General features: G+C 57.9%; 12 protein-coding genes. 10 read left to right on the top strand and 2 right to left on the bottom strand.

What is annotated here, in order from left to right:
* Positions 1-1,551: 1,551 nt before the first annotated feature.
* Positions 1,552-2,232: an alpha/beta family hydrolase gene (locus M5B44_RS26830; protein WP_248741075.1), complete on the bottom strand. Its 681-nt coding sequence runs from the start codon at positions 2,230-2,232 to the stop codon at positions 1,552-1,554.
* A gap of 95 nt (positions 2,233-2,327) precedes the next feature.
* On the opposite strand from M5B44_RS26830, the gene ccoN (M5B44_RS26825) reads away from it, so the two are divergent.
* The 10 genes from ccoN (M5B44_RS26825) to M5B44_RS26780 all read left to right on the top strand — a co-directional run bounded on the left by ccoN (M5B44_RS26825) (position 2,328) and on the right by M5B44_RS26780 (position 10,062).
* Positions 2,328-3,752 carry a cytochrome-c oxidase, cbb3-type subunit I gene (gene ccoN, locus M5B44_RS26825; protein WP_011333291.1) on the top strand — a complete coding sequence of 475 codons (1,425 nt, stop codon included), beginning with the start codon at positions 2,328-2,330 and terminating at the stop codon, positions 3,750-3,752.
* Between the two features lie 10 nt (positions 3,753-3,762).
* Positions 3,763-4,371 (top strand): cytochrome-c oxidase, cbb3-type subunit II, encoded by a 609-nt coding sequence (gene ccoO, locus M5B44_RS26820; protein ID WP_085700207.1) that lies wholly within the window; start codon positions 3,763-3,765, stop codon positions 4,369-4,371.
* A 5-nt stretch (positions 4,372-4,376) separates the two neighbouring features.
* On the top strand, positions 4,377-4,574 hold the full coding sequence (locus tag M5B44_RS26815) for a cbb3-type cytochrome oxidase subunit 3 (protein ID WP_248741074.1): 198 nt from the start codon (positions 4,377-4,379) through the stop codon (positions 4,572-4,574).
* A complete protein-coding gene (gene ccoP / locus M5B44_RS26810) occupies positions 4,571-5,524 on the top strand; it encodes a cytochrome-c oxidase, cbb3-type subunit III (RefSeq protein WP_085711943.1) in 954 nt (317 codons plus the stop codon). Before M5B44_RS26815 ends, ccoP (M5B44_RS26810) begins: the two co-directional genes overlap by 4 nt.
* Positions 5,525-6,005: 481 nt before the next feature.
* Positions 6,006-7,448: a cytochrome-c oxidase, cbb3-type subunit I gene (gene ccoN / locus M5B44_RS26805; protein WP_085711942.1), complete on the top strand. Its 1,443-nt coding sequence runs from the start codon at positions 6,006-6,008 to the stop codon at positions 7,446-7,448.
* Complete coding sequence (gene ccoO / locus M5B44_RS26800) at positions 7,448-8,056, top strand: cytochrome-c oxidase, cbb3-type subunit II (protein WP_007905434.1); 609 nt, start codon at positions 7,448-7,450, stop codon at positions 8,054-8,056. Before ccoN (M5B44_RS26805) ends, ccoO (M5B44_RS26800) begins: the two co-directional genes overlap by 1 nt.
* Before the next feature lie 6 nt (positions 8,057-8,062).
* Positions 8,063-8,248: a CcoQ/FixQ family Cbb3-type cytochrome c oxidase assembly chaperone gene (locus M5B44_RS26795; protein WP_003175465.1), complete on the top strand. Its 186-nt coding sequence runs from the start codon at positions 8,063-8,065 to the stop codon at positions 8,246-8,248.
* Positions 8,245-9,228: a cytochrome-c oxidase, cbb3-type subunit III gene (ccoP, locus tag M5B44_RS26790; protein WP_248741073.1), complete on the top strand. Its 984-nt coding sequence runs from the start codon at positions 8,245-8,247 to the stop codon at positions 9,226-9,228. Before M5B44_RS26795 ends, ccoP (M5B44_RS26790) begins: the two co-directional genes overlap by 4 nt.
* Before the next feature lie 171 nt (positions 9,229-9,399).
* A complete protein-coding gene (locus M5B44_RS26785; protein WP_039770179.1) occupies positions 9,400-9,654 on the top strand; it encodes a type II toxin-antitoxin system Phd/YefM family antitoxin in 255 nt (84 codons plus the stop codon).
* The gene (locus M5B44_RS26780; protein ID WP_248741072.1) at positions 9,655-10,062 is read left to right on the top strand and encodes a type II toxin-antitoxin system VapC family toxin; all 408 of its coding nucleotides are present in this window, start codon (positions 9,655-9,657) and stop codon (positions 10,060-10,062) included.
* Between the two features lie 77 nt (positions 10,063-10,139).
* Here the strand turns inward: M5B44_RS26780 and M5B44_RS26775 are convergent, their stop codons facing one another.
* On the bottom strand, positions 10,140-11,144 hold the full coding sequence (locus M5B44_RS26775) for a metallophosphoesterase family protein (protein ID WP_248741076.1): 1,005 nt from the start codon (positions 11,142-11,144) through the stop codon (positions 10,140-10,142).
* Positions 11,145-11,592 lie beyond the last annotated feature (448 nt).

Genomic DNA, 11,592 nt, shown 5'->3' with positions numbered 1-11,592 from the left:
CACGTGGGTTGGTAGACCGGTCAAGACAGAGAACCCCCCGGCGCCCCCGAAGGAGCCCCACGCATGGCCACCATATAAAACGCAGCCCAAAAAATGAGACTGCATAAGGTGACGCCACACAGCTGTCAAGAAAACGGGCTACCAAACCCGATCACTGTTTTGCAGTGACAGGGAAACGATATAGCCCTCTCCAAGCCGCGTAAGCCGGCGGATTCTGGCGTACGCGTAGGCAACGACGCAAGGTGTTGTAGCCCTTATGGCGTAACGGTTCGTGTACTTTAAACGTGGTCAGGCGATCGTGTTTATGCGCTGGAAATGCTGGGATTGGGGGAGCTTTCAGTTTTTGTGGTGCGTCAGTGAAGCCTTCCCCCTCACCCTAGCCCTCTCCCGGAGGGAGAGGGAACTGACCGAGTTGTTTGGGCGAGGTACGCCGACGTGGGATACCGAGTTGAACTCACGTTTGAAAGCTCCTCCATTCGACTCCCTCTTCTTGGAGGAGAGGGGACTGACCGAGGTGTTTGGACGAGGTATGCCGACGTGGGATACCGAGGTGAACTCAGGTTTTGAACAGCACTTCAATCGGCTGCTAACCACTCAACACGATGAGCGTTAGCTCGAGTACCGCTTTTGATCTTGATCCACGGGCGACGTCGGAAGGCTGAGTGGAGGGATTTATCCGGGGGTGGGAGCGCAGCGACCGTTTGGCAAACCAAACCTCGCACACCAAGCATGGATTGCGCATTTGGAAAACGAAATAATCAGCCCGCGCTTAACTGCAAAAACATATAAAAAACTGCAACTTCTAACAGGTGCGTGACACACCAGTGCCCGGCAGAATCAATTCACCCAAACAATCTCGGTCATATAAATTACTGGCACGAGAAAAACAGAGGATGCAAACATGATCTTTACTCCGGTGCCAACCGCCATAACGCTTGCACCTGCGGCGACAACCATGTCGAGCGCCTTTACAGCCACGGCCGCTGTTCTAATCCCGCCCGGAGTGCCTGGCTCTAGTGTTGCCCCACAGATAGACCAGCCTAACGGCCCGAACTTCTTAACTATCCGCTATCTTTTGCCGCGCCCATTGAGAGTAGATGATGTGGCGGAATTTTATTTAATAGACCCCTCCAGCAGTGTTGCCATACTGGTTAAAACCTACACACTTACCGATTATGATATTTTCTGGGCACTTCGCAGAAGCGAGGGCGTGTTTATAAGGGGTGAGATCCCCACAACTGATTTTATTAACTTAGGAGTCACCTCTGGAACATGGGATTTCATGTGCGTCCACTATAGTAGACCAACGCCAACGCCCCCTCCTCCAGCCCCACCAGGCCCTCAGACCCCTCTACGAGTCGTTGCCACCAGTGCCACTCAAACCTATGTGATCACCTAAGGAATCTCTGAAAAAGACTTTCAGACTCGGTGAAAAATTTGCAGTTTTTTGCTCACTCACATGGCCCCCCGACGATACTTTATGTAGTGATCAACAATTCCCGGACACAGAATTGTTGATCACTTCAATCTTCACGCGGTTCACAATCTCGATCAGTGCTTGAGAAACGCGGCCACCTTCTGCGCGGCGCTATTCAAATGCTGCTCATGCGTAAACCCGGAAACCTTGAGCGGCTTCAAATCATGATCCCCCGCCGCCAACCAAAACACTTCAATACTCGGCGATAAGGAATACCCTTCGACAGCGTCCCGATTACCCAGCGCATCCCGCTCCCCCTGAATAATCAGCGTCCGGGTCTTCAACCCAGCGAGATGCTCAACCCGAGGCTTCTCCGGTTTCCCAACCGCATAAAACGGATACCCCAGACAAACCAAAGCATCCGCGCCAAGCTCATCGGCAAGCAGACTGGCCATCCGCCCCCCCATCGACTTCCCGCCAACCGCCAAAACCCCAGCGACATGAAGTCGCACCAAGCCATACACCTCACGCCAACATTCCAGCAACTTCGGCGCCGGATTCGGCGGGCGTTTACTGCCATCAACCCGCCGCTGCGCCATATAAGGAAACTCAAACCGCAACACATTCACCCCAAGCCCGGCAAGGCGCCCAGCCATATCGTTCATCCACTCGCTATCCATCGGCGCCCCGGCACCATGCGCGAGAATGAGCGTCGCCGAAGCCTCCCCAACAGCCGCATCCCAAAGCCACCCGTGATCCCGCAGGCACTGCGCCCATTGATCCCCGTCAATACTGGCCTTGTGCTGTTTGTCCATGCTTGCCTCGCTTTTAGTCTGCCTATAACTCCAGGCGAAGGATTCGCGGCGTTTTCTGCGCGCGCTCACTTCGGCTGAACCGTGGATGGGGAACCATGAACACTTCTATCAGTACCGCCTACAACTACAAGGTGGTCCGCCAATTCGCCATTATGACGGTGGTGTGGGGCATCGTCGGCATGGGGCTCGGGGTTTTTCTCGCGGCTCAATTGGTCTGGCCCGAACTCAACTTCAACCTGCCGTGGACCAGCTTCGGACGCCTGCGCCCGCTGCACACCAACGCGGTGATCTTCGCGTTCGGCGGCTGTGCCTTGTTCGCCAGTTCGTTCTACTCGGTGCAGCGCACCTGCCAGACCCAACTGTTTGCGCCGAAAATTGCCGCCTTCTGCTTCTGGGGCTGGCAGCTGGTGATCCTGCTGGCGGCCATCAGCCTGCCGCTGGGTTACACCAGCTCCAAGGAGTACGCCGAGCTGGAATGGCCGATCGACATCCTGATCACCATCGTCTGGGTCGCCTACGCCATCGTGTTCTTCGGCACGATCATGCAGCGCAAGACCAAGCACATTTATGTGGGCAACTGGTTCTTCGGCGCGTTCATCATCACCGTGGCGATCCTGCACATCGTCAACAACCTCGAGTTACCGGTGAGCTTCACCAAGTCCTACTCGGTGTACGCCGGTGCGACCGACGCGATGGTGCAATGGTGGTACGGCCACAACGCCGTAGGCTTTTTCCTCACCGCCGGTTTCCTCGGGATGATGTACTACTTCGTGCCGAAACAGGCCGAACGTCCGGTGTATTCGTATCGCCTGTCGATCGTGCACTTCTGGGCGCTGATCACCCTGTACATCTGGGCCGGTCCGCACCACTTGCACTACACCGCGCTGCCGGACTGGGCGCAGTCGCTGGGCATGGTGATGTCGCTGGTACTGCTGGCCCCGAGCTGGGGCGGCATGATCAACGGCATGATGACCCTCTCGGGCGCCTGGCATAAGTTGCGCAGCGACCCGATCCTGCGCTTCCTGGTGGTGTCGCTGGCGTTCTACGGCATGTCGACCTTCGAAGGTCCGATGATGGCGATCAAGACCGTCAACGCCCTCTCCCACTACACCGACTGGACCATCGGCCACGTCCACGCCGGCGCGCTCGGCTGGGTGGCGATGATTTCCATCGGCGCGCTGTATCACATGATCCCGAAAGTCTTCGGCAAAGAGCAGATGCACAGCATCGGCCTGATCAACGCGCACTTCTGGCTCGCGACCATCGGCACCGTGCTCTACATCGCCTCGATGTGGGTCAACGGCATCGCCCAAGGCCTGATGTGGCGCGCAGTGAACGAGGACGGCACGCTGACCTATTCCTTCGTCGAAACCCTGGTGGCCAGCCACCCAGGCTTCGTCGTGCGGCTGATCGGCGGGGCGATCTTCCTCAGCGGCATGTTCCTGATGGCTTACAACACCTGGCGCACCGTGCGGGCCTCGCAGCCTGCTGACGTCGTTGCTGCCGCGCAGATGGCCTGAGGAGTCCGCCATGAAACACGAAACGATTGAAAAGAACGTCGGCCTGCTGATGCTGCTGATGGTGTTTGCCGTAAGCATCGGCGGCCTGACCCAGATCGTCCCGCTGTTCTTCCAGGACGTGACCAACAAACCGGTGGAAGGCATGAAGCCCTACACCGCGCTGCAACTGGAAGGCCGCGACATCTACATCCGCGAAGGCTGCGTAGGTTGCCACTCGCAGATGATCCGTCCGTTCCGCGCCGAAACCGAGCGCTACGGCCACTACTCGGTGGCCGGCGAAAGCGTGTGGGATCACCCGTTCCTGTGGGGTTCCAAGCGTACCGGTCCGGACCTGGCCCGGGTCGGCTCGCGCTACTCGGATGACTGGCACCGTGCGCACTTGTACAACCCGCGCAACGTCGTGCCGGAATCGAAAATGCCGGCCTACCCATGGCTGGTCACCCAACCGGTCGACAGCAGTCACACCGAAACCAAGCTCAAGGTCATGCGCACCCTCGGCGTGCCGTACACCGACGACGACATCAGCGGAGCGGTGGCCAGCCTCAAGGGCAAGACCGAAATGGACGCCCTCGTCTCCTACCTGCAAGTGCTCGGCACTGCGATCAAGAGCAAGAGGTGATCGAGATGGCCTTAGAAATGAGCGCGGGGCTGATTCGCGGCCTCGGCACGGTCGTGGTGTTCGTGGCCTTCGTCGGCCTGACCCTGTGGGTGTTCAACCGCAAGCGCACGCCGGAATTCGCCGAAGCGCGCCTGCTGCCGTTTGCCGACGAGCCGCAACCCGACCCAACCCCTGCAACTGAAACAAGGAGTACCCGGCCATGACCACCTTCTGGAGTACGTGGATCTGCGTACTGACCATCGGCAGCCTGATCGGCCTGACCTGGCTGCTGGTCGGCACCCGTCGGGGCGAGACCAAGGGCAGCGTCGACCAGACCATGGGCCACAGCTTCGACGGCATCGAGGAGTACGACAACCCGCTGCCGCAGTGGTGGTTCATGCTGTTCGCCGGCACGCTGGTGTTTTCCGTGGGCTACCTGATCCTTTATCCGGGCCTGGGCAACTGGAAAGGCATCCTGCCCGGCTACGAGGACGGCTGGACCGGCGTCCACGAGTGGGAAAAGGAAATGAGCAAGGCCGACGCCAAGTTCGGGCCGATCTTCGCCAAGTTCGCCGCCATGCCGGTGGAAGAAGTGGCGAAGGATCCGCAGGCGCTGAAAATGGGTGGCCGTCTGTTCGCCTCCAACTGCTCGGTGTGCCACGGTTCGGACGCCAAGGGTGCCTTCGGCTTCCCTAACCTGGCCGACCAGGACTGGCGTTGGGGCGGCAGTGCCGAAACGATCAAGACCACCATCATGGGTGGCCGGATCGCGGCGATGCCGGCCTGGGGCGAGTCACTCGGTGAGGTTGGCGTGAAAAACGTCGCCGCCTACGTACGTCACGAACTGGCCGGGCTGCCACTGCCGGCGGACAACAAGGCCGACCTGCAAGCCGGACAGCAGACGTTCAGCACCATGTGCGTAGCCTGTCATGGGGCAACCGGCCAGGGCACTGAAGCCATGGGGGCGCCGAATCTGACGCACCCGGCCGGATTTATCTATGGCACCAGCCTGACCCAGCTTGAGCAGACCATTCGCCATGGTCGTCAGGGTCACATGCCGGCTCAGAACGAGCTGCTGGGCAACGATAAAGTGCAATTGCTGGCGGCTTATGTGTACAGCCTTAGCCATGGATTGAATACAGAAAAACTGATTACTGAAGACAACAAACAGTAATCATTGAGTACAACACTGCCGCACGTTTCCAGTGCGGCAGTTTCCAGCCTCTTTGCGACGCATTGTCGCACCCCTTCTTGCCCTCTCCTTTCGGTTCCCCGGATTCGGGTCTACGCTTGCTCGATGCGGACTGGCCCGTGCCGGTTCCAGGTCGACCCCGAGCGAGGCGTTGAACGAATCGGCTGACTGACATGGCCGCAAGGGCCGGTAGATACCGGCTGTCGTGCCGATTACCGTCCGTCACCCGAACCGAGCGTTCGAACACACCCCGTTACATCCGACCGGAACCCCTCGCTTTTTTCGTCCGCTGCGACATTTTGCCCGAGGGCAATTTTGTCCTTACGCGGCGCATGGAAAGGCCGCAGAATCAGCGTTGGAAAGCATTGACCCAGGTCATGGCGCGTTGCATTGACCCCCTGCTTTCTACATACTTGCGGCCGATTTTAATCCTAATAAAACACCCAAACCGTGGAACCTTAGAATGAGCACAGCAATCAGTCCGACTGCTTATAACTATAAGGTAGTCCGCCAGTTCGCCATCATGACGGTGGTCTGGGGGATCCTTGGCATGGGGCTCGGTGTCTTCATTGCCTCGCAACTGGTCTGGCCGGAGTTGAACTTCGGTCTGCCGTGGACGAGCTTTGGACGCCTGCGCCCGTTGCACACAAACCTGGTGATTTTCGCCTTCGGTGGTTGTGCACTGTTTGCCACTTCCTACTATGTCGTGCAGCGAACCTGCCAGACGCGACTGATTTCCGACAGCCTCGCGGCCTTCACCTTCTGGGGATGGCAAGCGGTCATCGTCGGCGCGATCATTACCTTGCCGCTGGGTTACACCACCACCAAGGAATACGCGGAACTGGAATGGCCCCTCGCCATTTTGCTGGCCATTGTCTGGGTCACCTACGGTCTGGTGTTCTTCGGCACCATCACCAAGCGCAAGACCAAACACATCTACGTGGGTAACTGGTTCTACGGCGCGTTCATCGTCGTGACCGCGATGCTGCACATCGTCAACCACGCCTCGCTGCCGGTCAGCTTCTTCAAGTCCTACTCGGCCTACGCCGGTGCGACCGACGCAATGATTCAGTGGTGGTACGGCCACAACGCCGTGGGTTTCTTCCTGACCACCGGCTTCCTGGGGATGATGTACTACTTCGTGCCGAAACAGGCCGAGCGTCCGATCTACTCCTATCGCCTGTCGATCGTGCACTTCTGGGCACTGATCACCCTGTACATCTGGGCCGGCCCGCACCACCTGCACTACACCGCCCTGCCGGACTGGGCGCAATCGCTGGGCATGGCCATGTCGATCATCCTGCTGGCACCAAGCTGGGGCGGCATGATCAACGGCATGATGACCCTGTCGGGCGCCTGGCATAAGCTGCGCACCGACCCGATCCTGCGCTTCCTCGTGGTATCGCTGGCGTTCTACGGCATGTCGACCTTCGAAGGTCCGATGATGGCGATCAAGACCGTCAACTCGCTCTCGCACTACACCGACTGGACCATCGGCCACGTACACGCCGGCGCGCTCGGCTGGGTGGCGATGATTTCCATCGGCGCGATCTACCACATGATCCCGAAACTGTTCGGCCGTGCGCAGATGCACAGCGTCGGTCTGATCAACGCGCACTTCTGGCTCGCGACCATCGGCACCGTGCTGTACATCGCTTCGATGTGGGTCAACGGCATCACTCAAGGCCTGATGTGGCGTGCAATCAACGACGACGGCACCCTCACCTACTCGTTCGTCGAAGCGCTGCAGGCCAGCCACCCTGGCTACATCGTTCGCGCCCTGGGCGGTGCGTTCTTCGCCAGCGGCATGTTCCTGATGGCCTACAACGTGTGGCGCACCGTTCGCGCCTCGGACCCGGCTGAAGCTGAAGCCGCCGCCAAGATCGCCGTAGTTGGAGCTCACTGATGAAGCATGAAGCTGTCGAGAAGAATATTGGCCTGCTGGCCTTCTTCATGGTCATCGCCGTCAGCGTCGGTGGCCTGACCCAAATCGTTCCGCTGTTCTTCCAGGACGTCACCAACAAGCCGGTCGAAGGCATGAAGCCGCGCACCGCCCTTGAACTGGAAGGCCGCGACGTTTACATCGCCAACGGCTGTGTCGGCTGCCACTCGCAGATGATCCGTCCGTTCCGTGCCGAAACCGAACGCTACGGCCACTACTCGGTCGCCGGTGAAAGCGTCTGGGATCACCCGTTCCTGTGGGGTTCCAAGCGTACCGGCCCGGACCTGGCCCGTGTCGGCGGTCGTTACTCCGATGACTGGCAGCGTGCGCACTTGTACAACCCGCGCAACGTCGTGCCCGAGTCGAAAATGCCGGCTTACCCGTTCCTCGTGGAAAACAAGCTCGACGGCAAAGACACGGCCAAGAAAATGGAAGTGTTGCGCACGCTCGGCGTCCCTTACACCGACGAAGACATTGCCGGTGCAAAAGACGCTGTGAAGGGTAAAACCGAAATGGACGCGCTGGTGGCCTATCTGCAAGGCCTGGGCACCATCATCAAAAGCAAACGGTGATTCTTAATGGATATCGGGATGATTCGAGGCCTGGGCACCGTTGTCGTGATGGTTGCCTTCATCGGCCTGGCGTTGTGGGTGTTCAGCCCCAAGCGCAAGTCGGAGTTTGAAGACGCGACCTTGCTGCCCTTCGCGGATGATCCCGAAGCCATCAAGCACGTCGAGCAAGCTTCTAGGAGTAACAAAGAATGACTACATTCTGGAGTCTGTACGTCACAGTCCTCAGTCTCGGTACGATCTTTTCCCTGACCTGGCTGTTGCTGTCGACCCGCAAGGGCCAGCGCACCGAGCAGACCGACGAGACGGTCGGCCACTCCTTCGACGGGATCGAGGAGTACGACAACCCGCTGCCGAAATGGTGGTTCATGCTGTTCGTGGGCACCATCGTCTTCGCCTTGGGTTACCTGGTGCTGTACCCGGGCCTGGGCAACTGGAAAGGTCTGCTGCCGGGCTACAACTACCTCGATAACGACAAGCAGACCGCGTTCGCCAACGGCCAGACCGGCTGGACCGGCGTGCACGAGTGGGAAAAGGAAATGGCTCGTTCGGACGCCAAGTTCGGTCCGATCTTCGCCAAGTTCGCTGCGATGCCAATCGAGGAAGTCGCGAAGGATCCGCAAGCCCTGAAGATGGGTGGCCGTCTGTTCGCCTCCAACTGCTCGGTCTGCCACGGTTCCGACGCCAAGGGCGCTTATGGTTTCCCTAACCTGACCGACGCCGACTGGCGCTGGGGCGGCGAGCCGGAAACCATCAAGACCACCATCATGGGCGGTCGTCACGCGGTGATGCCGGCCTGGGCTGAAGTGATCGGTGAGCAAGGCGTGGCCGACGTGGCGGCCTTCGTGCTGACCAATCTCGATGGCCGCAAGCTGCCGGAAGGCACCAAGGCAGATCCGGCCAACGGCCAGAAACTGTTCGCCGCCAACTGCGTGGCCTGCCACGGTCCGGAAGGCAAAGGTACGCCAGCGATGGGCGCCCCTAACCTGACCCACCCGGCAGCGTTCATCTACGGTTCGAGCTTCGCGCAACTCCAGCAGACCATCCGTTACGGCCGCCAGGGCCAGATGCCTGCTCAGGAACAACTGCAAGGCAACGACAAGGTTCACCTGCTGGCAGCTTATGTTTACAGCCTGTCCCATGGTGAAAAAGCACCGGAAGCCGAGGCCCAGTAAGGCCAACGCTTGAAGCAAAAAAAGGCCCCGCCAGTGAGAACTGGCGGGGCCTTTCTGTTTCCAGCCTTTGATTGACCGACCAGTGGTTCTGCTCAACAGGCTTTCCAGGTTGTGGGGCATCGCATTCGGTAGTAACGTTGCTACATATCTTCTTCAGGAGGGGTCGCAATGATGGCCATCACCACCATTTCCAGCCGTGAATTCAATCAGGACACAAGCAGTGCCAAAAAAGCCGCCCGCAATGGGCCGGTGATCATCACTGATCGTGGCAAGCCCGCCCACGTACTGCTAAGCATTGAGGAGTACGAAAAACTCACCGGCCTCAACGCGAGCATCGTCGATCTGCTGGTCATGCCTGAAGCGGCAGACATCGAGTTCGAAACCGAGCGTGCCGTAATCACTCACCGCCCCGTGGATCTGTCCTGAATGTATTTGCTCGACACCAACGTAATTTCCGAACTGCGCAAACCCCAGGCCGACAGGAACGTTGTCGCCTGGGCCAAAACGGTCATTGCCCCCCGCATGTTTATCTCGGCCATTACCTTGAAGGAACTGGAGACCGGGGTGCTCCGTATGGAGCGCCGTGATCCGGCTCAAGGCAAAGTTCTGCGCACCTGGCTCAAGCGCCACGTGATGCCGGCCTTCGATGCGCGAATCCTGCCGGTCGATGCCGCTGTCGCCCTGCGCTGCGCGCGCATTCATGTGCCGGATCAGGCCAATGAAAGCGATGCCCTGATCGCGGCAACGGCGCTGGTTCATGGACTGACCGTGGTCACTCGCAATGTCGCCGATTTTGAATCCAGCGGTGTTGAAGTCATCAATCCATGGGACTGAGGCATTTGCCTTACCGAAGAAAAAGCCATGTCTGAAAATGAAACGGCCCCGCCAACAGAAATTGACGGGGCCGTTGCTCATGGGCGACTGGCCCAGATGGATTTCACCGGAACCGTCTGCACGAAATTCGGTTTCTGCCAGTCATTGTTTTCGATCAGGTTGATGTGCAATTGCTTGCGATCATCCGAGAAGCTGGCAGTCAGATAGGTTTGCTGGGACGTTGCGCCGCTGAGAAACATCGGCACCTTACCCATCCAGCGCTTGCCTCCCCCTTGCGTATGGTAGTGACCGGCAAAAATGGCAGTGACTTCATATTTCTCGATCATGTCCCGAAAGCGCTGCTCCTGTTGCCAGTCCCCCTGCCAGTCATCCCACTTGTGCATGTTGAGGATGATGGCGTAACCCTGGGTCCTCGCCACCCTCAAATCGTTTTCCAGCCAGTCCAGTGCGCTGGTGATGTTGAAGGTTGTCGGGTTCAACGCATGAGCAATCCTCGTGGCGTAGGTAGGCTCGTTGTTGAGTTGCACCAGATGAACTTCTCCGACATTTTTCGAGTAAGCGAGACTGCCTGAATAGCGAATATCCAGAAACGCACCAGTGACCTTTAGATCAAAGCTGTCCACTTTGTTCTTATGGTGCTCATTGAACTCGACAATGCTGCCCGCTGCACAACTATTACTGAAACAGTCATCCACGTTATTTTCGTAATCATGATTACCCAAGCCGTACAAGTAATCACCCTTGAAGTATTTCTCCAGGGCCGACTTCATATATGACCGCTGCCAGCCATGGCCAAAAGCGGTAATGTCACCATTGATCATCAACGGGGTTGCCGCCTGCCCACCGTGAGCTTTTCGAAACTCGGCGATGCTGCCCAACTGACTGTCCACCAGCCACTTGGCACGCTTTTCGAAGTCCGCATCGGACTCCGGCGCACTGCTGTCGGTCTTGTCAGTCCAGGGATATTGCGTGTCCGATGCGAACACCATATGCCGTGGCATGCCCTCAATGGCATGAGCCAAAGTAACAGAAGAGAATAAACAGACACCCAGCAGAAATTTTACAACTCCATTAAAAGCCATAGCCTTGAAACTCCATTTAACTTGAATAATAGCCAGCGACCGAATATCGCCAGGCGCAAACATATTCGATTAAACGAAACCTTTCAAAGCAGACAGCAGGAACAATTAAATAAACTTGTTTCAAACATACAAACAACAAAGATCAGAGCACCTTGTTTCAACAAAATCTCTCGAAGTTTTAACATTAAAAAGCGAACAACAAAGTACCGGTTTTCGGCCATGCGGATCATCAGGCAGCGCAACGCTGACGAATCGCCTAGACTGATGTATCGGCACGGGAAAAAAGGGTGATCCTTCACAAGTCAATTGATTCAAGTCATTACACCATCAATTGACTTTGCCCAACGCGACCAAAGGTCGCACCCGTTCGTCGGCATCACAGGCGTATCATTGCGCCACTGCAACACCCTTTCTGACCCCGGCCGGCACGTATCGACCGAGGCATTTT

This window comes from Pseudomonas sp. MWU12-2029, assembly GCF_023242425.1.
GTDB lineage: Bacteria > Pseudomonadota > Gammaproteobacteria > Pseudomonadales > Pseudomonadaceae > Aquipseudomonas > Aquipseudomonas kribbensis.
This window is presented reverse-complemented; position numbering and strand designations above follow the sequence as displayed.

What these genes read in the sequence shown, in the direction of transcription:
- ccoP (WP_085711943.1), top strand. Translation starts at nt 4,571, where the DNA reads ATGACCACCTTCTGGAGTACGTGGATCTGCGTACTGACCATCGGCAGC.
- ccoP (WP_248741073.1), top strand. Translation starts at nt 8,245, where the DNA reads ATGACTACATTCTGGAGTCTGTACGTCACAGTCCTCAGTCTCGGTACG.
- M5B44_RS26775 (WP_248741076.1), bottom strand. Translation starts at nt 11,144, where the DNA reads ATGGCTTTTAATGGAGTTGTAAAATTTCTGCTGGGTGTCTGTTTATTC.
- M5B44_RS26815 (WP_248741074.1), top strand. Translation starts at nt 4,377, where the DNA reads ATGGCCTTAGAAATGAGCGCGGGGCTGATTCGCGGCCTCGGCACGGTC.
- M5B44_RS26795 (WP_003175465.1), top strand. Translation starts at nt 8,063, where the DNA reads ATGGATATCGGGATGATTCGAGGCCTGGGCACCGTTGTCGTGATGGTT.
- M5B44_RS26780 (WP_248741072.1), top strand. Translation starts at nt 9,655, where the DNA reads ATGTATTTGCTCGACACCAACGTAATTTCCGAACTGCGCAAACCCCAG.
- M5B44_RS26830 (WP_248741075.1), bottom strand. Translation starts at nt 2,232, where the DNA reads ATGGACAAACAGCACAAGGCCAGTATTGACGGGGATCAATGGGCGCAG.
- ccoO (WP_085700207.1), top strand. Translation starts at nt 3,763, where the DNA reads ATGAAACACGAAACGATTGAAAAGAACGTCGGCCTGCTGATGCTGCTG.
- ccoN (WP_011333291.1), top strand. Translation starts at nt 2,328, where the DNA reads ATGAACACTTCTATCAGTACCGCCTACAACTACAAGGTGGTCCGCCAA.
- ccoO (WP_007905434.1), top strand. Translation starts at nt 7,448, where the DNA reads ATGAAGCATGAAGCTGTCGAGAAGAATATTGGCCTGCTGGCCTTCTTC.
- M5B44_RS26785 (WP_039770179.1), top strand. Translation starts at nt 9,400, where the DNA reads ATGGCCATCACCACCATTTCCAGCCGTGAATTCAATCAGGACACAAGC.
- ccoN (WP_085711942.1), top strand. Translation starts at nt 6,006, where the DNA reads ATGAGCACAGCAATCAGTCCGACTGCTTATAACTATAAGGTAGTCCGC.